This window comes from Micromonospora sp. NPDC048898, assembly GCF_043198035.1.
In the GTDB taxonomy this organism is placed as follows: Bacteria; Actinomycetota; Actinomycetes; order Mycobacteriales; family Micromonosporaceae; genus Micromonospora.
In genome coordinates, this window is sequence record NZ_JBICUF010000005.1 from 392,741 (window position 1) to 413,328 (window position 20,588).

Sequence of the window (20,588 nt, forward strand, 5' to 3'; positions counted from 1 at the left end):
ACCCACCACAACTGCATGATCGACGAGAGCGGGGGCCGGAGCGGGGCCGGGCTTAGCGGGCGTCTACTTCGTTGATCTTTTCGGCGCCGAAGGTTTCCCGGAGCAGCCGTACCGCCTGCTCCTCGCTGGACTCCCGGGCCGTCTTCTCGTCGATGACCTCGTCCAACGGCTCGTCGCCCGGGTCGAACCCCTCAAGGGCCGGCGTCGCCGCTGGCGCAGCGCCACCCGGCCGGCCACCGCGCGACGGGCCGTCGAAGTCCGGGTCGTAGGGCGGTTCGCCCGCCCACTCGGCGTCCGCGACGGGCCGGGCCACCGCTCCGGTACGCGCACCGCGCCCCGCCGCCGCCGCGCGAGCCGCGGCGATGGCGCTGCTCACCGGTGCACCACCGGCTGTCGCCGGCTGCCGGGCCGCCGGTGTCGGGTTACCCCGCCCGCCCGGGTTGCCGCCGCTCGCCGAGCCGGGGCGACCTGAACCGCCCGGCCCGCCACCGCCCGGCCCGCCACCGCTGGTGCTGCCACCGTTCGGGAAGCCGCCGTTCGGCCCGCCGCCGTTCGGGAGGCCGCCGTTCGGAGCGCCACCGTTCGCGCCGCCGCCGCCGTTCGGGCGGGTCGGGGTGGGTGCCGATCCGGGGCCGCCCGGTGCGGCGGCAGAGCCTGGGTCGTTCCCGGCCGACGCGCCGCCCGGACGGGCGGCCTCCGGCCAGTCCTCGTCATCTGTCGCCTCGGCGGCGGGAGCGCCACCTCCGGGGAGGGCCGCCTCCGGCCAGTCGTCCTCGTCGTCCGCCGACGCGACGGGCTGCGCCGCGCCCTGTCGACCCGAAGCGCGACCATCTGCCGACCCGGCTGGCTGAATTCCGCCCTGCCGACCCGAACCGGGACCACCTGCCGACGCGGCAGGCTGCGCCGCGCCCTGCCGACCCGAACCGTAACCATCTGCCGACGCGGCTGGCGGCGTTCCGCCCTGCCGACCCGAACCGGGACCACCGAAGCCTTCGCCGCCGTCATCGGCACGCGCACCCGGGGCACCAGGCACGCCACCATGGGCACCCGGGCCGGCAGCGCCGCTCGGGTTCGCCCCGGCGGCCGACCCACCCGGCAGACCAGCAGCGCCGCTCGGGTTCGCCCCAGCGGACGACCCACCCGGCAGCCCCGCCGCGCCACTCGGATTCGGTGCGGCGGGAGGTGCGCTCGTCGGGCCGGCGGCGGCATTCTCGTGCGGGGCGGCAGTCGGAGTCGACGCGGGGACGGCGGGTCGGGCCGGTGCGGCGGATTGCGAACGCTGCGGACCGGACAGTGACACGCCACCGCGCTCACCGGCGACCTCGCAGCGGATCTGCCAGCGCCCGCCCAGCTCCTCGTAGAGCGCGTCGGTGAGCACCGCCGCGTGATCGGCCATCATCTTGGCCAGCACTGTGGACTTCACCGTCAGCACCAGCATGTCGCCGTCGAGTTCGCGGACCACGGCGTCGCGCATCAGGGCGGCGATCCGCTTGTTGGTCCGGTTGACCTTGCCGACCACGTCGGGCCAGACGCGGCGGACCGCGACGGCGTCCAGCGCGGCGGGCGGCGCACCAGGCCGGGGCGGCTGCGGCGTGGCCGGGTCGGGGAGCACCGCCGATGGCGGTACGACGCGACGGGGGGCCGGGCCGGCGGGCGAGACGGGTGCGGACCCGGCGACGGCCGACGCACCGGGTGACGCCGGGATCGGCGAGTCGGCAGCCGAGACGTGCGAGGCCGGCACACCCGAGGTAGGCGCTGGTGCGCCCGGGACCTGACCGGGTGGGGCAGGTACTCCGGAAACCGCGGGAGCACCCGGGCCCGCGCCGCTCTGGGTCGGGGACGCTGCCGGGTCGACCGCCCACGGCGGCGCGGAGGTGGGGGCGTTGACGGGTGCTGGGCTTGCGGCAGCCGGGACCGGGGTGCCCGACTGTGGGCGTACTCCTGGGTGGGCGGCCGGCGCGAAGCCGGCGGCGGCCGGCGGCGCGTCGGTGCCGACCAGGGTGAGCCGGCGTTCCATCCGTTCGAGGCGTTGGAGGAGGGCGCCGGTGGAGTCGTCCACGCCGGGCAGCAGCATCCGGGCGCAGATCAGCTCCAGCAGGAGGCGAGGCGCTGTGGTGCCGCGCATCTCCACCAGGCCGTCGTGCACGATGTCGGCGCAGCGGGAGAGGGTGGCCGGGCCGAGTTGCGAAGCCTGGGCGGCCATCCGCTCGATCTGGTCGGCGGGGCCGTCGATCAGGCCCTTCGCGGCGGCATCCGGCACCTGCTGGATGACGATGAGGTCGCGGAGCCGTTCGAGCAGGTCGGAGGCGAACCGGCGCGGGTCGTGCCCGGCCTCGGCGACCCGGTCGACGGTGGCGTAGGCGGCGGCGCCGTCACCGGCGGCCAGCGCGTCGCACATCTCGTCGATCAGCGCGGCGTCGGTGACCCCGAGCAGCGCGGCGGCCCGCGCGTAGCTGACGCCCTCCGGGCCGGCGCCGGCCATGAGCTGGTCGAGCACGGAGAGGCTGTCCCGGGCGCTGCCGCCACCGGCGCGGACCACAAGCGGGAAGACCGCCGGCTCGACGGCGACGCCCTCGGCCTGGGTGAGTTGCTCCAGGTACGGGCGGAGGACCTTCGGCGGGATCAGCCGGAACGGGTAGTGGTGGGTGCGCGACCGGATGGTGCCGAGGACCTTCTCCGGTTCGGTGGTGGCGAAGATGAACTTGACGTACTCCGGAGGTTCCTCGACCAGCTTGAGCAGGGCGTTGAAGCCCTGGGTCGAGACCATGTGCGCCTCGTCGATGACGTAGATCTTGAAGCGGCTGCTGGCCGGCGCGAAGAACGCGCGCTCGCGCAGCTCGCGGGCGTCGTCGACACCACCGTGGCTGGCCGCGTCGATCTCGATCACGTCGATGGAGCCGGCACCGTCGGTGGCCAGCGAGCGACAGGACTCACACTTGCCGCACGGCTCGGGGGTGGGGCCCTGCTCACAGTTGAGCGAGCGGGCCAGGATCCGCGCGCTGGAGGTCTTGCCGCAGCCGCGCGGGCCGGAGAAGAGGTAGGCGTGGTTGAGCCGCCCGCTGCGCAGCGCCTGCGACAGCGGCTCGGTCACGTGCTCCTGACCGATGACCTCAGCGAAGGTACGCGGCCGGTACTTGCGGTAGAGCGCCAGCGTCACTCGTCCCGCCTCCTCTCGACCGAGCCATTCTGCGCCGGTCGGGCGCGGGTGACCACCCACCACCCCGGGCAGCTTGGTCTGCGCGCGTTGATCGACTCGGCTTCCTGGCCGCCGGCCTCGACTTCCTGGCCGCCGGGCTTGATCGACTCGGCTTCCTGAAAACCGCGGTGTCGGCGTGGCCAGGACACCGCGACATCATGAATGTCGAGTGGATCAACCGGCCCACAGACAAAAAGGCCTCCCGTGCACCCGGCAGAGCTCGCTTATCCTTGCTGCCTTCCGGCCCTGGGGAGGTTCACGAGATACCGCCGCACGGGAGGTGCCGCCAAGCCTACCCGACCGCCGGTCGATCTTCAGGGGGTGGTGGGGTGGCCCGGCCGGCGGGGGCCTGTATCCTGGCTCGCGGAGGATTCGCCTAGAGGCCTAGGGCGCACGCTTGGAAAGCGTGTTGGGTTTACACCCTCACGAGTTCGAATCTCGTATCCTCCGCTCGCCTGAGCTGCACGAACGACAGGGCCGACCCTCAACGGGGACCGGCCCTGAGTCGTCTCTGCGCCGGCGTCAGCCCGGATGTCAGGCGCTTGCGACCTTGACCTCGCCGAATCGGCGCACACCGCGTTGATGTAGCGCGTGCTGGCGGTCGGTAGTGCTCCCCCCGATACCTGTAGAGCTGCCCCAGGTACGGGGCGGCGCTACCGACCCGGCCCGCGCTGCTCGGCGTCGACCTCGAATCCGCTGTTCAGCGGGTCACCACCGGCCGTGCTGCTCGCCCGGATCGTCCACCGCGGGGTTGGCGTCGCGCAGCTGCTGCCCGACGCGTTCGGCGATGGCCCGCGCCGCGGGCGAATCGGTCCCCAGCGTGTCGCCGATGATCTCCTGCGCGCGGTCGGCCAGTTGACGCTTGGCCACACCGATCGTGTTCATGATCGTCCGGGCGACGACGTCGGGCGCGACCCGTTGGACCCGCTGGCCGAGTTGTAGATCGACGAGCGCCCCCGCCGAGTCGACGGTGACCTCCACCAGCCCGTTGTCGTCGGCGGCCGTCACCCGTAGCTCCTGGATCCGGTCACTCATCGCGTCGGTGGCGCTCGCCAACTGGTCCAGACGCCCCTTCCACTCCGCCAGCCGATCCATGGCGCCGTCCGGGTCCAGGAGCCCTCCCGCGTGTGGAACCTCGGCAGTCATGTGTCCCCTCGGTCGCTCAAAGTGATCATGGTGAGCTGAGGGAGATTAACATGAACCGGCGTATATCTGAGGCGTCACAACCCGCCCCGTGGTCTCATCGACGTCGTGACCGAGGCGACGTGGCAGTGGGACGAGACCTTGTACGCGGGCAGCGCCCGCCACTACAGCGTCGGACGACTGCCCTACCCACCCGGTCTCGCCGAGGCGATCCGCAGCGCGCTCGACCTCGACGGCACCGGTCGGCTCCTCGACGTGGGCTGCGGGCCCGGATCGTTGACGCTGCTGCTCGCCCCCCTGTTCGAGGCGGCGGTGGGCGTCGACGCCGACCCGGACATGCTCGTCGAGGGGCAACGCAGGGCCAACGGCCTCGGGGTGACGAACGTCGAGTGGCGACACCTGCGCGCCGAGGCACTGCCGGCCAACCTGGGTACGTTCCGGGTGGCCACGTTCGCCCAGTCGTTCCACTGGATGGATCGTTCGCTGGTGGCTCGTCGCGTCCGCGACATGCTCACGCCCGACGGGGCCTGGGTCCACGTCGGCGCCACCACGCACCAGGGCATGGCCGGGGACGACCCACTGCCGTACCCCCGAGCGCCCTGGCCGGAGATCGACGACCTGGTCGCCAGTTACCTGGGGCCGGTCCGCCGGGCCGGCCAGGGGTTGTTGCCAGCGGGCACTCCCTCTGGTGAGGGCGAGATCATGCGCGCGGCGGGCTTCACCGGCCCCACCCGGATCGCCGTCGAGCAGGGGGTCGTCGTGGAACGCACAGTGGACGAGATCACCTCTGCGGTGTTCTCGCTGTCCAGTTCGGCGCCACACCTGTTCGCCGACCGGCTCCCGGCCTTCGAGGCGGATCTGCGCCAGCTCTTGACGACTGCCGCACGTGACGGCCGCTTCGCCGAGCGGCGAGGCGACATCGAGGTGGCGATCTGGCGCCCCTGACATCCGGGGCCGCCACGGGGAGCGTGCGCACGATGCGCGCCCGGTGAGAGGTGCCCCATCCGTGGGGCAGCTCTACAGGTGGTTGCGGGCACAGGTAGGTGCGGGCCCAGGTGGGTGCGGGCCCAGACGAGGCAGCACGGTCAGGCACGGGCGCGGGTCCAGGAGAGGAAGCGTTCGCTCAGGCTGGCCGGGTCGACGTCGGTGAGGTGTGCACCGGCCTCGGCCTGAAGTGTCGCCAGGTAGACGGTCAACGCCAGCCGATCGTGCCGGTACTCGCCGAGCAACCGCAGCTTCGCCGCCGAGCACGGCCAGGCGATGCCGCACGCCGCGCAGCGCCAGGTGGGACGGGCTCCCGGTGGCGGCGGCGGGGCATGCGCGGGCCTCCTTCGGCCTGGAAGGGGTGCCGCCCCGCTTCCCCGTCGGGGCGGCACCCGAACTGACGCCGACCACCGGGCCCCTGCGCCTCCACCGGCCACGCCGTCTTCTACGATTCACCCTCGGGCGCGTCACCAGACAACTACACCGCGTATCGATATGGTTTCCAGATATCAGAGACATCCGATGGAGGAGCCGTGAACGACGCGTTGCGGGTGGCGCTCAGCGACACCGGGCACACCGCCGAATCCCTCGCCGAGACCGTCGGCGTCGACCCGAAGACCGTGGGGCGTTGGTTGGCCGAGGGGCGCATCCCGCATCCCCGGCACCGGCTGGCGGCGGCGGAGGCCCTCCATAAGGACGTGGCGGACATTTGGCCGGACACTTCAAGACGTCGCGACCCCATCTGGTTCCGTTCGTGGCAGGAGATCGAGCGGGAGGCGGTGTCGCTGCGGTCGTACGAATCGACGGTTCTGCCGGGCTTGCTGCAAACCTCGGCGTACGCCCGCGCGGTGCTGAGCGGCGCGGGCCTGATCCCTCGGAGCGAGATCGAGCGGCATCTCACGGTCCGAATGGGCCGCCAGGGTGTGCTCAAGCGGGACGACCCGCCGCAGTTCACGGCGGTCATCGACGAGGCGGTCATCCGCCGTCCGGTCGGCGGCCGGTCGACCATGCGCGAGCAACTGCTGGCCGTGGCGGCGGCCTGCGCCGAGCCGCACATCCGGGTGCACGTGGTGCCCAGTGTGGTCGGTGCCTACGCGGGCCTCAACGGGCCGTTCGTGATCGCGCACAGCCATGACCACCGGGTCGCCGGCTACCTGGACAACCAACTCCAGGGACAAGTCGTTAGCGACCCGGACGAGATCGCGACCATAATGGCGGCATGGGAGAACGTGCGCGGGGAGGCGCTGTCCCACCGGCAGTCTGTCGATCTCATCACGGAAGTGGCGGAGTCATGGAGCTGAACGGCGCACGGTGGCGTAAGAGCAGCCGCAGCAGCGGCAACGGCGGCAACTGCGTGGAGGTCGTCGTCAACCTGGCCGACGTGGTCGGCGTACGCGATTCCAAGGACCCGACCGGCCCGACGCTCGCCTTCGCGCCGACGGCCTGGCGCGCGTTCGTCAACCAACTCGCCCGGCGGGCCTGAACGGGTCCGACGACTCGGTAACCCTCGACGGACGCGACCCAGCGAGATGTTGGACAGTCGATCTCATCACGGAAGTGGCGGAGTCATGGAGCTGAACGGCGCGCGGTGGCGCAAGAGCAGCCGCAGCAGCGGCAACGGCGGCGCGTGTGTGGAGGTCGCCGACAATCTGGCCGACGTGGTCGGCGTACGCGATTCCAAGGACCCGACCGGCCCGACGCTCGCCTTCGCGCCGACGGCCTGGCGCGCGTTCGTCAACCAACTCGCCCAGCGGGCCTGAACGGGTCCGACGACTCGGTAACCCCTCGACGGACGCGACCCGGCGAGATCTTGGACAGATCCCGACGTCCGGCCACCCCGAGGACCAACGTGGCCAACGCATCCCCCGGGGATGACTGTCGAAGCGTAGGGAGACGGCGATGAGAGTGGTCTTCGTGCACGGTGCCTGCGTCCGCGACGGGGAGTGGTGGTGGTCGCGGGTCGCGGACGCACTGGGAGCCGACGGGCTGGGCAGTGTCGCCGTCCGGCTGCCGAGCTGCGGCGAGGTGGCGGGTGCCGCGTCCGACTTCGCGGCGGACGTCGCGGAGACTCGACGGGTGCTGCGCGAGGTCGGGCCGGCGGTGCTGGTGGGGCACTCCTACGGCGGGGTGGTCGCGACCGAGGCCGCCGACGCCGGCGAGGTCGCTCATCTGGTGTACGTCAGCTCGTTCCTGCCGGACGTCGGGCAGGCCCTTGCCCACCTCGGCCCGGCGGAGCCGGCCCCCCACCTGGAATTCTTGCCGGACGGCACATTTGGCGCGCGACGCGAGTTGGTGCGCGAACTGTTTCTCCAGGACTGCGACGAGCAGGCGGTCGAGGGCGCGGTCGCCCGCCTGACCTGGCAGGACGCTTCGGTGCTCGCCGCCCCGGTCCGCCACGCGGGTTGGCGTCACCTGCCGTCGACGGCGGTCGTCTGCGCCGAGGACCGGGCCACACCTCCCGCTCTCCAACGGTCCCAGGCCGCCCGCGCGGCCCGAACTGTCGAACTACCCGCCGGCCACCACCCGATGCTGTCCCATCCGCACCTGCTCGCCGACACGGTGCGGGCCGTAGCGGTGCCGCCGGGACGGGCCTGACCACCACACGGGTACGGTGCCAGGCACCGACGGATCGCATCACCGTCGTACACATGTTCTATCCACAGGCTGTGGACGACGGAGAGATCGATGGGTTACCAGCTCAGCGCGGTGGTCGCGGACGCCGAGCTGCTTCGGGAGCAGACCGCCGAGCTGGATCACGCGGTCCTCGGCGAGTTGCGCCAGGACTTCGCACTGCTGCCGGTCACCCCGCAGTTGATTGTCGAGCTGACCGGGTCGCTGCCGGACTACGCGGCGGATGATCCCAGCGTCGCGCAGCCGTTCGGGCTGGTGCTGTCGCCGCCGCTTGTCGAGTTGCTGTCGGCCTGGTCCACGTCGGGGCCCGTGGCGTACCTGGAGGCGGAGTTCTTCGGCGGCGCCGGCTACCAGGCGGCGGCGGTGTGGCTGGACGGGGCGCTGTCGTGGGGCCCACGTTTCGACGATGTCTTCGACGCCCCGCGCGACAGGTGGCCGATCAACTCGGCGTTGACGCGGCTCGGCGTGGAGCCGGGTGCGTGGATCGACCCGTTCGCCGAACTGGGGTTGCACCTGGAGCGCAACACCGACGGCTGGTTGGCGCACGGGCGGCGTCGGCTCAGTGCCGACTACTGGGACGAACTGGTCGAGCAGTGGGAGGAAGACCGCTGACTACGCGGCCTGGCCGGCGAGCTTTTCGCAGAGCGCCCAGATGTTGTCGCGGTTGTGCCTGTCGAGGACCGCGGCGGGCCACGGGGTGCGCTGGGACCGGCTGTTGACGTAGGTCCGGTGCATGCCCTGTGCCTGCGGGCTGGAGGCGAGGTAGATGCTTGACCTCGACGCCTTGACCACCGCCCGGTGTCCGTAGAGGATCGGCAGCGCCAGACGGAGCAGCGGGACGACGGGCCGCGCCCACGTCGGGTAGGTGCTGCTGGTCAGGCCCCGGTTCATCGACGTGTACGCGTGGCCGGGGTAGGCCACGTTGAGGGTCACGCCGGTGCCGGTCAGGCGTTCGGCGAACGTGTAACTCATCGCCATCAGCGCCAGCTTGGTCTGGTTGTAGAACGACAGCCCGACGTAGGACTTCTCGCCCTGCAGGTTGTCGAGGTCGATTCGTCCGCGCGGAATGCCGCCGGTGATGTTGATGACCCGGGCCGCCGGGACACGCTTCAGCGCCGGCAGCAACAGGTGGGTCAGCAGGTACGGGGCGATGACGTTGGCGGCGAAGGCGGTCTCGATGCCGTCCTCGGTCAGTTCGCGTCGTCCCCTGGTCATGCCGACGTTGTTGATCAGCACGTCCACGCCGCCGTACCGCGCGGTCACCTGGTCGGCCAGTCGGTGCAGCTGGCTCCGCCGGGTCAGATCGGCGGTGAGCGTGTCGATGTTGCCGTTGCCGGTGTCGCGCTGGAGCTCCACTGCCGCAGCGGCTGCCCGACCAGGGTCGCGCCCGACGAGGACGACACGGGCGTCGAGCCGAGCCAGCCCGCGGGCGGTCTCCTTGCCGATTCCGCCCGTGCCGCCGGTCACCAGGACGGTTTTGCCGTTCAGCGTCATAGCTGTCGCCTCCCTCTGCTCAGGTCGACATCAATATACGACACCGAGTGACAGGTTCGACATGTGATGTTGTGAAGTAGACTTCGGTGCGTGGCTGACGGACTACGGGAACGCACGCGCCGCGCGGTTCGCGCAGAGCTCGCCCGGGTGGCGCTGGACCTGTTCGCGGCACGCGGGTTCGACGCGACAACTGTCGACGAGATCGCCCAGGCCGCCGGGCTGACCAAACGGAGCTTCTTCCGCTACTTCCCGGCGAAGGAGGACGCCGTGTTCGGCGGGGTGGACGTCACCGGCGAACAGGTCGTCGAGGCCATCTGCGCACGGCCCGCCGACGAGGACCCGTGGGAGTCCCTGCACCGGGTGCTGAGCCAGTGGGAACGGCAGATCCACACGTCGGAGCAGACGCTGGCCAGCCTCCGCCTGATCGAGTCGACCCCGTCGCTGCGTGCCCGCCTGCACCAGAAGCGGACGCAGTGGCGCCGACAGGTCAGCGACGCCCTGCGCGATCGACCGGGTGTGCGGCTCGACCCGTTCGACGCGGAGCTTCTCACCAACGCCGCGGCGGCGATCCTCGACACGGTGTCGCAGGAGTGGCTGCGCTCCGACGGCACCGCCGACCGAGCCGCGCTGCTCGACCGGGCCTTCGCATTTCTGCACCCGGCAGCCACCATCCGCGGACACCGCGACGATCCTTTCGCGACACACGCCGCAGGCCGCGCAGAAATACGGAGACCGGCAGCAACCTGAACGCTCCCGTCCCGTTGGGGACTGGGGGATTCCATGAAATTGCGACAATTTGCGTTTATTGCCACGCTGATGACGGCTGCCTTGATCGCTGGCAGCGGAGTGCCGCCGACCGGGCCGATCCCGGACGGCCAACCCGCCAGCAGCGTGGAGATCATCGACCTGAACGGCCTGCGCAACATCGAGTTCGGTGCCAGCGAGGAAGAGCTGACCCGACGCGGCATCCTGCTGACCACCATGGATGCATGCGGGCCGATGCTCGCCGGCCACGACACGGTCAGCCCGGTCTTCATGGAAGACAGGTTGGTGCTGCTCTGGGTCGGTGCGCCGATGCGGACACCGGAGGGCATCACCGCCGGGTCGCCCATCGACCAGGTCTGGGCCCGCTATCCGCTTGTCACCCGACTGCGCGCTCCGCACGGGACGCACCGCCTGGACGGGCTACTCGCCCGCAGCGGCGACCGCGCGTACCTCTTCCTGCACAACGGACGCACGGTCCAGAAAACCATCGCCGGGTACGCGGACTGGGCCCGCCGCCTCTTCGAGGAGGGTGCGGGCCCATGCTGACCGGCGCACCCGACCGGCCGGGCGACATCAGCGCAACGACCGCCAGAAGTCGTACGAGTGGGCTGCGGCGAAGCCCGTGGTGCCCGATTCCCCGCCCCCGGCGAACACCCGCACGTACGGGGCGGCACCGCGCAGTCGGGGCCAACCGGCCCGACCCGTCCGGGCGAAGTCGCTCCAGACCCGGACCATCTCGTCGGAGAGCCGCTGCTGGGCAGGCGTGAACGCCTCGGCGTAGTCGACGGTGAACAGGTACGGCAGTTCGGCGCAGTGGTACGCCCCGGTGGGGAAGGTCGGCTCGGGCCCCTTGGTGAAGAACGGCGCGTCGTCGTCGGCGAACTCGTACAGGTACGTCGGCACCCGCCGCGCGAACGCCAACGCCGCGGAGTAGATCGGCTCGGCGTAGTCGTGGTCGGTCAACACGGCCCCCAGCGTCTCGCTGGCAAACTGCTTGTCGTTGCGGGGATAACGGGCCAGCACCTCCTCCGCCCGGTCGCCGAACATTCCGCGTATTTGGTCCCGGTACTGATCGTCGGTGAGTGGGCACGACTCGGCCTCATCTCCCGGCTGCGGCTGCGGCTCCGGGCAGTTCAGTCCGCTGTGCTCCATGCCCCACACCACGAGGCGGGACTCGTCGCGATTCATCCCGGTCAGCACCGGCACCTGATGCAGTTTCCCGGTGGCCAGCGCGTGGGCCGGGTCCACCGGCAACGTGCGGCCGTCGACGACCGGGCCGAGGTCGACACCCGCACCGGGGTAGCCGGCCGTTTCGACCAACTGGGCGGGGTCACGCCCGCGCAGGCAGGCGGCGACAGTGCCCGGGTCGGCGCAGCCGACGTTCCTCGCGAACTCCTCGGCCGCCCGTGCCGCCTCGACCCGGGTCTGCACCGGGTTGGCGCACGAGTTGCTCTGCAGGATCGCGCGGTGGAACAGGCCGGCGGAGCCCGGCGCGGCGAGGTGCGCGCAGACGCTTGTGGCCCCAGCGGACTGGCCGAACACTGTGACGTTGCCCGGGTCACCCCCGAAGGCCGCCGCGTTGCGCCGCACCCAGCGCAGCGCGGCCTGCTGATCCTGCAACCCGAAGTTGCCGGCGACCCCACCCGGGCCGGCCAGCGCCGGATGCGCCAGGAACCCCAGCGCGCCGAGCCGGTAGTTCACCGTGACGACGACGACATCGCCGTTGGCCGCCAACCGCTGCCCGTCGTACACGTCTCCCCTGCCGAACCGGAAGTCGCCGCCGTGCAGCCACACCATGACCGGTCGGGGTGTCCGTGCGGCGGTACGCGGGGTCGTGACATTCAGGTGCAGGCAGTCCTCGGAGTCCGCGGCACGATCCATCGGGAGCCCCTGCAGTTGGGCGCAGGCGGCACCCGGCTTCGTCGCGTCCCGGACACCGGCCCAGACCGGCCCCGGCTGCGGTGGTGCCCAGCGCAGCGCGCCCAGCGGCGGGCGGGCGTACGGAATGCCCTGGAACGACAGGTGGTCCGCCGAGACGCTGCCGCGTACCGTGCCCTGGTCGATGCGGACGACTGCCGCGCCGCGGCGGTCGTCGGTCGCCGCGGCCGGGCCGACGGCCATCGCCGGCGCGAGGAGCGCGATGGCGCCCAGCACGACGGCCCAGCGGGGGTACGGAATCCTGGTCATGACTCTCCTCATTCGGCAAATCCGGTACGGCGTACGCACCGCGTGGTGGTGAGCATGCCGATCCGTCAGTCGTTCGCCCAGAGGGCTCTAGTACGCCCAGCCGTGCGACCGGCGACCATCGACGGGACGGCCGTCGGCGCTCTAGTGCGCTACTGTCATTCCCGACCGCCGGGAGGGGCATCGTGACCGAGATCGACGACTCCACTCCTCCCTATCTGCGCATCGTCGGGGAGTTGCGGCGGCGCATCGCGGTGGGCGAGCTGGGCCCCGGCGACCGGGTGCCGTCCACCCGCCAGATCGTTCGGGAGTGGGGGGTCGCCATGGCGACCGCCAGCCGGGCGCTCACCCTGCTCCGCCAGGAGGAGCTGGTCCGGGCGGTGCCCGGCGTGGGCATGGTGGTGATCGGCCCCGAGTCGACGCCGGCCGGTCGGTCCGCGCGGGGCGACGCACGTCGACGGCCGGCCCGCGGGGTGACCCGCGACCAGGTGGTGCGAACCGCCACCGGGATCGCCGACGCCGAGGGGTTGGCCGGGCTGAGCATGCGACGCATCGCCACCGAGCTGGACGTGCCGACCATGTCGTTGTATCGGCAGGTCCGGGGCAAGGAGCAGCTTCTGCTGTTGATGGCGGACGCCGCCTTCGCGGCCCAGCGTCTGCCCCGGACGTTCCCGCCCGGGTGGCGAGCCCAGTTGGAGCTGCTCTGCCGGCTCCAGTGGTCGATCTACCGTCGGCATCCCTGGCTGGCCCAGGTGATCTCGGTGACCCGTCCGCTGCTGGCGCCGCACGCCGTCGCGCACACCGAATGGGCTCTGCGCGCCGTCGCCGGGCACGGCCTGGACCACCACACCCAGCTCCATCTGGTGGCGACTCTCGCCAACCACGTGCGGGGCACGGCGGTGAACCTGCAACAGGGGGCCGAGGCGGAACAGGACACCGGTCTGACCGACGACGAGTGGATGGTGACCCAGGCCGAGGTGTTGGCCGGCCTGTTCACCGCTGGTGAGTTCCCGCACCTGGCGCGGCTGTCCCGATCGGAGATCGATCTCAACGTCGACAGCCTCTTCGAGTTCGGCCTGCAACGCCTGCTCGACGGGGTGGCGAAGCTTCTGGGACCTTGACGGATCAAGTCCGTTTTGTGCTGTGCTATGCCAATATGGGGCGTTGAGAGGCTTTCACCCGTCAAGCGGCCCGAGGGAACATGGCGATCTTCAGCAGCACGGACACGTCCCCCAGGATCACCGGGATGTCCCGGGTCGCTTCTGCCCTGACCCTGGTGGGCGCGATCATCGCCCTGGCCGTGCTGGCCGTCCCGCGGAGCGCGAGTGCGGCCGAGTTGCCGGTGCCGCTGGGCGCCGCCGCCAACTTCGCGGTCCTCGCCGGCACGACGATCACCAGCACCGGGCTCAGCACGGTCAACGGCGACATCGGCGTGAGCCCGGGCACGGCGGTGACCGGTTTCCCTCCGGGCCAGCTCAACGGATCACTGCACTCCAACGACGCCGCCGCCGTCGCCGGCCAGACCGATCTGGCCATCGCCTACAACGACGCCGCCGGGCGAACGACCACCGAGGTCGTCTCGGACCAACTCGGTGGGACCACCAAGACCACCGGGGTGTACGAATCCGTGGCGGGCACCTTCAACATCACCGGCGATCTGACCCTCGACGCGGAGGGTGACCCGAACGCGGTATTCATCTTCAAGACCACCAGCACGCTCATCACCGGCGCGTCGAGCACGGTGAACCTGGTCAACGGCGCCCAGGCCTGCAATGTCTTCTGGCAGGTCGGCAGCTCCGCCACACTCGGCGCCGACTCCACGCTGCGCGGCAACCTGCTGGCCTTCACCTCGATCACCGTGGGCGCGGCGCTCCAGGTGGACGGCCGCACCCTGGCGATCAACGGCGCGGTCACCATGGACACCGCCACCATCACCAGCTCGACCTGCGCGGTACCCGGCGAGCTGTCGATCAGCGCACCGACGACAGCCGACCTGGGCAGCGCCGACCTCGGCGGAGTCGTGTCGGGAAACCTGGGCCCGGTCACGGTGACGGACGAGCGCCTGCTGTCCGCGCCGATCTGGACCGCCACCGTCGTCGCGACGGACTTCGTCACCAGCGGCATCCCGGTGCACACGATCTCCAACGCCAACGTCTCCTGCTGGTCGGGGCCCGCCACCGCCACCAGCGGTATCGGCACCTTCACCTCGGGCCAGCCCACCGCCGGCGACGCGGAGATCATCAATGTCGAACGGACGGCGTTCACCCTCACCAACGGCATCGGCAACAACTCGGCGACCTGGGACCCCGTCGTCTCGGTCCAGATCCCGCCGACCGCCGTCGCGGGCGCCTACACCGGAACCGTCACGTTCTCGGTCGCCTGACGGTGGCACAGCCGCTCCACGAACCAGCCTGGCCGGGGCGGCTCACCGCGGGCTGGGCGGCGATGGGCAGGCGCTCTCGGCGTAGGCGAAGAGGGAGTCGGTCGCACTTGCCCGGATCGATCTGCGCCGGATCATCGAGTCGGCGTTGATGATCTTGGCTGAGGCCAGTGGGTCCGGGCGCACCGGGCAGGCGTTGATGCGGTCGAGCAGCCACACCCGTTGCCCGCTTGGGCCGGTGCCGGGGCTGAAGGACAGGCTCAGGGCGGTGGTGCCGATGTACCGCGGCACCGGCAGCTCCTCCGGTGCCCGGGTCAGGCAGGACGGAGTCGTCTCGACCACCCGGACGTCGATCACCGTGCCCCCGCCCGGCGCGCCGCTCACCCGCACCGTCGAGCGTTGCGGGCGCACCTCGATGTGCTGCGGGTCGTCCCAGAAGCCCGCCGGTAGCCCGGAGACGTTCGGGGCGGGCGTGGGCGGGTTGGTCGGCAGCACCGCCTGGCAGGACCGGATGGCCCGGTTCGCCGCACGGAGGGCGGCGGCGTGGCCGTCGTCGCGGTGCAGCGCACTGAGGTACGGCCCGACATCCCCACCGGGAACCTGGGCGCCGAGCAGGATGAACAGCCGGGCCAGGTAGGCGTCGACCAACGCCGGACCCGGGCGGACCTCGTCGGCTGGTATCGAGAGCAGGTGCCGCAGCCCCACCGGGCAACGGCTGGCGAAGGTCGGCATGTTGATCACCATCGCCGCGGCGGAGATCGGGTCGTTGCACGCCCGTTCGAACAGGGCCCGCTCCTCCTGACGCTGCTGCCGCTCCAACGAGTCGGTCCGCCGCTCGATGTACCAGGTGGCCGTCGAGGCCAGGCCGACGAGGCATGCGGTGAGCAGGGCGGCGATCGGCCGGGCGGGCCGGCCGCGGCGGGGAGCGGCCGGGGCGTCTCCGGCGTCGGCGGCGCGGCCTGCGTCATCCATGTATCCCAGTACCCCCCTCGCAACCGCGTCCAGGGTAGCCGGGCACCACTACAGGTCACGCCCAGCAGCATCGAGGCGGCCGTGACGACCACCGCCACCAGCGGTCCGAGGGCGTGGGCGGCGATGTGCCGCAAGCGGAACGCCCGGCCGATCCTCGCGGATCTGCCGGGCGTTCTCGCACTTCGGAGCGGTGGCGGAGGGATTTGAACCCTCGGAGGGCGTTAACCCTCACACGCTTTCGAGGCGTGCTCCTTAGGCCGCTCGGACACGCCACCGCCGACGAGGGTACAGGACCGCCGGTTCCGACGCCGAACCGGTATCGCCCACGCCGGCCTGGCAGGATCTTTGCCATGAGTACGCACATCGGCGCGAAGCCGGGCGAGATCGCCGAGCGGGTCCTGATGCCGGGTGACCCGCTGCGGGCCAAGTGGATCGCGGAGACCTACCTTGAGGGCGCTACCTGCTACTCGACGGTCCGGGGCATGCTGGGCTTCACCGGCCGCTGGAACGGTGTCGAGGTTTCCGTCCAGGGCTCCGGCATGGGCATGCCGTCCGCCTCCATCTACGCCCACGAGTTGATCAACGAGTACGGCGTGAAGACGCTGATCCGGGTCGGCTCCTGCGGCGCCCTCAGCACCGACCTGCAACTGCGGGACGTGGTGGCCGCGATCGGGTCGTCCACCGACTCGAACATGAACCGGATGCGCTTCGACGGGTTGATCGACTACGCCCCGGTGGCCGACTTCGGGCTGCTGCGTACCTCGGTCGAGGTGGCCGAGCGGCGCGGCATCAGCATGCACGTCGGGCCGATCCTGGCGGCGGACGCCTTCTACATCGACCGGCCGGACCTCTACGACACCCTCGCCGACTACGGCGTGCTGGCGGTGGAGATGGAGTCGGCGGCGCTCTACACGATCGCCGCCCGGTTCAAGGCCCGCGCGCTGACCGTGCTGACCGTCAGCGACCACATCAAGACCGGCGAGAAGACCACCTCGGAGGAGCGGGAGCAGACCTTCAGCCAGATGGTCGAGATCGCCCTCGACACGATCATCGCCTGACCCGTCGGGCGGCCGTCACCGCGATGAGCGTGATGACTGTGCGGCATATTGATGCCGCACAGTCATCACGCTCTCATGCATGTAGCCGGCCCGCGCCGGCCAAGCCGCGACGACAGCCCGACCGGCACCACGCCGGCCCGACCGGCACGCCAGCCCGGCCGGTACTCCGGTCACACGGCGGCCAGCGCCTCCGTCGGCGCGAGGCGGGCGGCGCGCACCGCCGGGTAGAGGCCCGCGAAACCGCCGATGACCAGGGTCGCGCCCACTCCGCCGAGCATCGCCCAGGCCGGCACCACTGTCGGCCAGTCCTGGGAGAACGCGTACCCCGAGGTGACCAGGACACCCAGCAGCACCCCGCCGATCCCGCCGAGCGCGGAGAGCAGCAGCGACTCGGCGAGGAACTGGGTCCGTACCTGGCCGCGGGTGGCGCCGAGCGAGCGACGCAGGCCGATCTCGGCCCGCCGCTCCAAGACCGAGATCACCATGGTGTTCGCCACGCCGACCCCACCGACCAGCAGGGCGACCGCGCCCAGGCCCAGCAGCAGCCCGGTGAACGCGTCGTCGGTCGCCTCGGCGGCGGCCAGCGCGTCCGAGGGACGGGACACCTCGACCTCGTTCGGCGCCGCCGGGTTGGCGGTCGCGCCGAGCACCGACCGGACCGCCTCGACCTGCGACTCCCGCGCCCGGGTGTAGACGGTGGTCGGGTGCCCGTCGAAGCCCAGGTAGTCGCCCGCCGCCGGCCAGCCGACCAACGCCGAGGTGTCCAGCTCCGGGGCGAGTGGTGCGGCGGCGAGGACGCCGACCACGGTGAACGCCCGACCACCCAGCCACACCTGCACCTGCGGGTCGGCCACGGTGATTCCGAGCCGTTGCGCGGCGGTGGCACCCAGCACCACCGCCGGGTAGTGGGCGGTCGCCTCGTTGAGCCAGGTGCCGCTGGTCAGCTCGGCCCCGACCGTGCCGAGCAGGTCCAGCTGGGCGGCCCGGGTGGCGATGCCGCCGGTCTCCGCGGCCGGGATCCGGTCCGAACGGTAGACCTTGGCGTCGGGGACCTGCCCGGTCGCGGACACCTCGGTCACCGGGCCGATCCGCCCGATCATCGCGATCGACTCCTCGGGCAGTTGGGCGTCCGCCCCGAACAGGGTGCTGCCCGGCTCGACGGTGAGCAGGTTGGTGCCGAGCGCGTCGAGCGCCCGGTCCAGTTCCGCGCGGGACGACGACGAGATCCCGACGACCGCGATCATCGCGGCGATACCGATGGCGATGCCCAGCGCGGAGAGGAACGCCCGTAGCGGACGGGTGCGCAGCCCCACCCCGCCGACCCGCAGGACGTCACCCGGCCCCATCCGGGCCGGGGTGAGAGTCGACGTCGCCATCAGCCGACCCCACCGGGCGTGCGGGCCGAGTCGTGCCGCACCGCGCCGTCGCGCATCCGCACCTGCCGGGGCAGACCCGCCGCGATCTCCCGGTCGTGGGTGATCACCACGACTGTGGTGCCGGCCCGGTGCAGCTCGTGCAGCAACTCCAGCACGCCGGCACCGGACGCGGAGTCCAGGTTGCCGGTCGGCTCGTCGGCCAGCAGCACCGCCGGCTCGCCGACCACCGCCCGCGCCACGGCCACCCGCTGCCGTTCCCCGCCGGAAAGCTCGTGCGGCCGGTGCCCGAGCCGGTGGCCCAGCCCAACCCGGACCAACGCGGCCTCCGCCCGTTCGCGCCGCCTCCGCAGGGGTACGCCTGAATAGAGCAGGCCGTCTGCCACGTTGTCCACGATCGGGACACCGGGGGCCAGGTGGAACTGCTGGAAGACGAAGCCGATCCGGCTGGCCCGCAGGGCCGACAGCTCCCGGTCGGTCAACTTCGCCGCGTCGTACCCGTCGACGAGCACGCTGCCCGACGACGGCCGGTCCAGGGTGCCGATCAGGTGCAGCATCGTCGACTTGCCCGACCCGGACGGGCCGACGATCGCCACCAGCTCGCCGTAGCCGATCCGCAGCGACACGTCGTCCAACGCGACGACGTCGCCGGCGTACCGTTTGCTGACCCGGTCGAGCACGATCACCTCGCCGGTCATGTCGGCACCACCACTGTCGTACCCTCGGTGATGTCCGCGCCGGTGACCTCCACCCGGCCGTCGGCGAACAGCCCCGTGGTCACGGCGGCGACCCGGCTCGCCTCCCCGTCGGCGATTTGCACGCCGTAGCCGCCCTCGGCGAGGGCGAGAAGCGCCGACACCGGCACGGTGAGGACGTCCCGGCGCTCCGCGGCGGTGAACACGACGTCGACGCTGGCCTGGTCGAAGCCGGTGAGGGCCTTCGGATCGGCGACGGCGACCGTCACCTCGATCTTCGTCTCGGCGTCGCCGGACTGGCCGTTGGCTTCGGCGGCACCGGCCTGGATGACGGTCTCGATCGTGCTGACCGTGCCCCCCACGGCCCGGCCGTCCGGCAGCTTGACGCTGACCTTCGCGTCGCGCTTGGCCAGCCGCTGGTCGTCCATGTCCAACTCGACGGTGACCAGGCGGCTGGTGCCGGTGTGGGCGAGCACCGCCTGGCCCGGCTTCGTGAGATCACCGACGTCCGCCTGGTGACTCTCCACCCGGACCTCCCGGTCGGCGTAGACGATCCGCCCCGGCTCGACCCGACCGGTCTCGGCCAGGCCGAGGTCCTCCTGCCACTCCCGCACGGCGTCCGCGGTGGAACCGGTGTACTCGTCGTCGACGGTGAAGCCGGTGTAGCCCAGCGCCTTGAGGTTCCGTTCGAACTGCGCGACGTCGGCACCCTCCACCCCGGGGGCGAGGGTCCGGTACGCGGGCAGCCCGCCGTAGAGGAGCACCACCTCCTCGTTGTCGACCGAGTAGAGCGCCTGACCTCGGCGCACCGTCGACCCGGTCGCCGGCAACGCGGTGACGGTGCCGGTGAGTTTCGCCGTGGCGGTACGCGTCGCGCCGTACCCCAGCTCACCGTCGGCGGTCTCCGAGTCGGCGAGGGTCTGGCGGGTGACGGTCGCGGTGGCCGGCGCCGCGTTGTCGGCCTCGGCGCGGTCTGCGCCGCCGCCGAAGCCCACCGCGGCGGTCACGCCCACGGCGGCGACAAGCAGGACGCTGCCGCCGATGACGGCAGCGCGCAGCCGTGCGCGTCGGATGGCGCTGGTCACCGGCCACCCCCGAACTGTGGTGCGTGTTGCCGGCACTTCTCCATCGCGGCCTTCATGGCCGGGTCGCCGATGTCGATCCCGTTGCCGCCCGCCCCGATCCGGACCCGTCCGTCGGCGTCCGGGTCCGGGAAGTCCGGCACCCCGTTCTCCCGCATGCACTTGGCCAGCGTGCGCATCTGCTCGGCCTGCTCGGGGTTGAGCTGCGGGCCCTGCCCACCGTTGGGCAGCTTGTCCTGGCACTTCTCCATGGCCGCCTGGACCTTCTGCCGGTCCACGTTCGCGCCGAAGCGGAAGCCCGGACGGCCGCCGGCCTCCGGGTCGGGCATGTCCACCCCGTTCTCCCGCATGCACCGGGCGAAGGCGAGCTGCCGGTCCGAGTCGCTGACCGGCGCACCGCTGGCCGTGACGCTTGTCGTCGCCCCACCGGCCGTCGCGACGCCGCCACCGTCGTCGCCTCCCGCGCCGCACCCGCCCAGCGCCAGGGCGAGCAGGACGGGTATCGCGAGGACCTGTCGTCGCATGGTGTCCACCTCCGCTGTGGGTCCGACGTGATTCGTCGAACGTCGGCACCCAGTGCACGCCAGCGGGCGTATCCCCGGCGTTACCGTCGGCGGTTATGCCGCCGTTA

At 71.7% G+C, this 20,588-nt stretch carries 22 protein-coding genes, 2 tRNA genes and 1 other RNA gene; 12 read left to right on the forward strand and 13 right to left on the reverse strand.

Features of this window, described 5'->3' with window-relative positions:
* Positions 1-52: 52 nt before the first annotated feature.
* The 3 genes from ACGFIQ_RS17510 to ffs form a co-directional block, all read right to left on the reverse strand.
* On the reverse strand, positions 53-3,157 hold the full coding sequence (locus ACGFIQ_RS17510) for a DNA polymerase III subunit gamma and tau (protein WP_393244648.1): 3,105 nt from the start codon (positions 3,155-3,157) through the stop codon (positions 53-55).
* Complete coding sequence (locus ACGFIQ_RS17515; protein WP_393244650.1) at positions 3,154-3,345, reverse strand: hypothetical protein; 192 nt, start codon at positions 3,343-3,345, stop codon at positions 3,154-3,156. Before ACGFIQ_RS17515 ends, ACGFIQ_RS17510 begins: the two co-directional genes overlap by 4 nt.
* 44 nt (positions 3,346-3,389) lie before the next feature.
* Positions 3,390-3,479: signal recognition particle sRNA small type (gene ffs, locus ACGFIQ_RS17520), an RNA gene on the reverse strand.
* Positions 3,480-3,561: 82 nt separating this feature from the next.
* On the opposite strand from ffs, the gene ACGFIQ_RS17525 reads away from it, so the two are divergent.
* Positions 3,562-3,646: transfer RNA gene (locus tag ACGFIQ_RS17525), tRNA-Ser, on the forward strand.
* A gap of 258 nt (positions 3,647-3,904) precedes the next feature.
* Here the strand turns inward: ACGFIQ_RS17525 and ACGFIQ_RS17530 are convergent.
* Positions 3,905-4,342 (reverse strand): YbaB/EbfC family nucleoid-associated protein, encoded by a 438-nt coding sequence (locus ACGFIQ_RS17530; RefSeq protein WP_393244651.1) that lies wholly within the window; start codon positions 4,340-4,342, stop codon positions 3,905-3,907.
* A 105-nt stretch (positions 4,343-4,447) separates the two neighbouring features.
* Here ACGFIQ_RS17530 and ACGFIQ_RS17535 point away from each other — a divergent pair, with 105 nt between their 5' ends.
* A complete protein-coding gene (locus ACGFIQ_RS17535) occupies positions 4,448-5,284 on the forward strand; it encodes a class I SAM-dependent methyltransferase (RefSeq protein WP_393244653.1) in 837 nt (278 codons plus the stop codon).
* A 140-nt stretch (positions 5,285-5,424) separates the two neighbouring features.
* On the opposite strand, the gene ACGFIQ_RS17540 is transcribed toward ACGFIQ_RS17535, so the two are convergent.
* Complete coding sequence (locus ACGFIQ_RS17540) at positions 5,425-5,568, reverse strand: hypothetical protein (protein WP_393244655.1); 144 nt, start codon at positions 5,566-5,568, stop codon at positions 5,425-5,427.
* Positions 5,569-5,856: 288 nt separating this feature from the next.
* On the opposite strand from ACGFIQ_RS17540, the gene ACGFIQ_RS17545 reads away from it, so the two are divergent.
* From ACGFIQ_RS17545 to ACGFIQ_RS17565, 5 genes are all read left to right on the forward strand, one after another.
* A complete protein-coding gene (locus ACGFIQ_RS17545) occupies positions 5,857-6,624 on the forward strand; it encodes a Scr1 family TA system antitoxin-like transcriptional regulator (protein ID WP_393244657.1) in 768 nt (255 codons plus the stop codon).
* Positions 6,615-6,806, forward strand: a complete 192-nt coding sequence (locus tag ACGFIQ_RS17550) for a DUF397 domain-containing protein (protein ID WP_393244659.1) — start codon at positions 6,615-6,617, stop codon at positions 6,804-6,806. Before ACGFIQ_RS17545 ends, ACGFIQ_RS17550 begins: the two co-directional genes overlap by 10 nt.
* 85 nt (positions 6,807-6,891) lie before the next feature.
* Complete coding sequence (locus ACGFIQ_RS17555; protein WP_393244661.1) at positions 6,892-7,083, forward strand: DUF397 domain-containing protein; 192 nt, start codon at positions 6,892-6,894, stop codon at positions 7,081-7,083.
* Positions 7,084-7,222: 139 nt separating this feature from the next.
* Positions 7,223-7,918, forward strand: coding sequence for an alpha/beta hydrolase (locus ACGFIQ_RS17560; RefSeq protein WP_393244662.1), 696 nt, complete (start codon positions 7,223-7,225; stop codon positions 7,916-7,918).
* A 90-nt stretch (positions 7,919-8,008) separates the two neighbouring features.
* Complete coding sequence (locus ACGFIQ_RS17565; RefSeq protein WP_393244664.1) at positions 8,009-8,566, forward strand: hypothetical protein; 558 nt, start codon at positions 8,009-8,011, stop codon at positions 8,564-8,566.
* On the opposite strand, the gene ACGFIQ_RS17570 is transcribed toward ACGFIQ_RS17565, so the two are convergent.
* Entirely contained in the window at positions 8,567-9,448 is an 882-nt protein-coding gene (locus tag ACGFIQ_RS17570) for an SDR family NAD(P)-dependent oxidoreductase (RefSeq protein ID WP_393244666.1), read from the reverse strand.
* 90 nt (positions 9,449-9,538) lie between these two features.
* On the opposite strand from ACGFIQ_RS17570, the gene ACGFIQ_RS17575 reads away from it, so the two are divergent.
* Together ACGFIQ_RS17575 and ACGFIQ_RS17580 are read left to right on the forward strand one after the other, a co-directional pair.
* Positions 9,539-10,195, forward strand: a complete 657-nt coding sequence (locus ACGFIQ_RS17575; protein ID WP_393244668.1) for a TetR family transcriptional regulator — start codon at positions 9,539-9,541, stop codon at positions 10,193-10,195.
* Between the two features lie 69 nt (positions 10,196-10,264).
* Positions 10,265-10,759, forward strand: coding sequence for a hypothetical protein (locus tag ACGFIQ_RS17580; RefSeq protein ID WP_393244670.1), 495 nt, complete (start codon positions 10,265-10,267; stop codon positions 10,757-10,759).
* Positions 10,760-10,786: 27 nt separating this feature from the next.
* Here the strand turns inward: ACGFIQ_RS17580 and ACGFIQ_RS17585 are convergent, their stop codons facing one another.
* Entirely contained in the window at positions 10,787-12,400 is a 1,614-nt protein-coding gene (locus tag ACGFIQ_RS17585) for a carboxylesterase/lipase family protein (protein WP_393244672.1), read from the reverse strand.
* Positions 12,401-12,582: 182 nt separating this feature from the next.
* Between ACGFIQ_RS17585 and ACGFIQ_RS17590 the strand changes: the two genes are divergently transcribed.
* A complete protein-coding gene (locus ACGFIQ_RS17590) occupies positions 12,583-13,518 on the forward strand; it encodes a TetR/AcrR family transcriptional regulator C-terminal domain-containing protein (protein ID WP_393244674.1) in 936 nt (311 codons plus the stop codon).
* A 125-nt stretch (positions 13,519-13,643) separates the two neighbouring features.
* The gene (locus tag ACGFIQ_RS17595; RefSeq protein ID WP_393244676.1) at positions 13,644-14,780 is read left to right on the forward strand and encodes an ice-binding family protein; all 1,137 of its coding nucleotides are present in this window, start codon (positions 13,644-13,646) and stop codon (positions 14,778-14,780) included.
* Positions 14,781-14,822: 42 nt separating this feature from the next.
* On the opposite strand, the gene ACGFIQ_RS17600 is transcribed toward ACGFIQ_RS17595, so the two are convergent.
* Both ACGFIQ_RS17600 and ACGFIQ_RS17605 read right to left on the reverse strand, forming a co-directional pair.
* The gene (locus ACGFIQ_RS17600; protein WP_393244678.1) at positions 14,823-15,749 is read right to left on the reverse strand and encodes a hypothetical protein; all 927 of its coding nucleotides are present in this window, start codon (positions 15,747-15,749) and stop codon (positions 14,823-14,825) included.
* Positions 15,750-15,937: 188 nt separating this feature from the next.
* Positions 15,938-16,024, reverse strand: a tRNA-Ser gene (locus tag ACGFIQ_RS17605).
* 75 nt (positions 16,025-16,099) lie between these two features.
* On the opposite strand from ACGFIQ_RS17605, the gene deoD reads away from it, so the two are divergent.
* Positions 16,100-16,807: a purine-nucleoside phosphorylase gene (gene deoD / locus ACGFIQ_RS17610; RefSeq protein ID WP_393244680.1), complete on the forward strand. Its 708-nt coding sequence runs from the start codon at positions 16,100-16,102 to the stop codon at positions 16,805-16,807.
* A gap of 170 nt (positions 16,808-16,977) precedes the next feature.
* Here deoD and ACGFIQ_RS17615 read toward each other — a convergent pair whose 3' ends face one another.
* The 4 genes from ACGFIQ_RS17615 to ACGFIQ_RS17630 are packed head-to-tail and all read right to left on the reverse strand — an operon-like array spanning position 16,978 to position 20,481.
* Entirely contained in the window at positions 16,978-18,183 is a 1,206-nt protein-coding gene (locus ACGFIQ_RS17615) for an ABC transporter permease (protein ID WP_393244682.1), read from the reverse strand.
* Complete coding sequence (locus ACGFIQ_RS17620) at positions 18,183-18,878, reverse strand: ABC transporter ATP-binding protein (protein ID WP_393244684.1); 696 nt, start codon at positions 18,876-18,878, stop codon at positions 18,183-18,185. The genes ACGFIQ_RS17615 and ACGFIQ_RS17620 overlap by 1 nt, the downstream gene beginning before the upstream one ends.
* Positions 18,875-19,960 (reverse strand): peptidoglycan-binding protein, encoded by a 1,086-nt coding sequence (locus tag ACGFIQ_RS17625; RefSeq protein ID WP_393244686.1) that lies wholly within the window; start codon positions 19,958-19,960, stop codon positions 18,875-18,877. Before ACGFIQ_RS17625 ends, ACGFIQ_RS17620 begins: the two co-directional genes overlap by 4 nt.
* Positions 19,957-20,481 (reverse strand): hypothetical protein, encoded by a 525-nt coding sequence (locus ACGFIQ_RS17630; protein ID WP_393244688.1) that lies wholly within the window; start codon positions 20,479-20,481, stop codon positions 19,957-19,959. Before ACGFIQ_RS17630 ends, ACGFIQ_RS17625 begins: the two co-directional genes overlap by 4 nt.
* Positions 20,482-20,588: the final 107 nt, after the last annotated feature.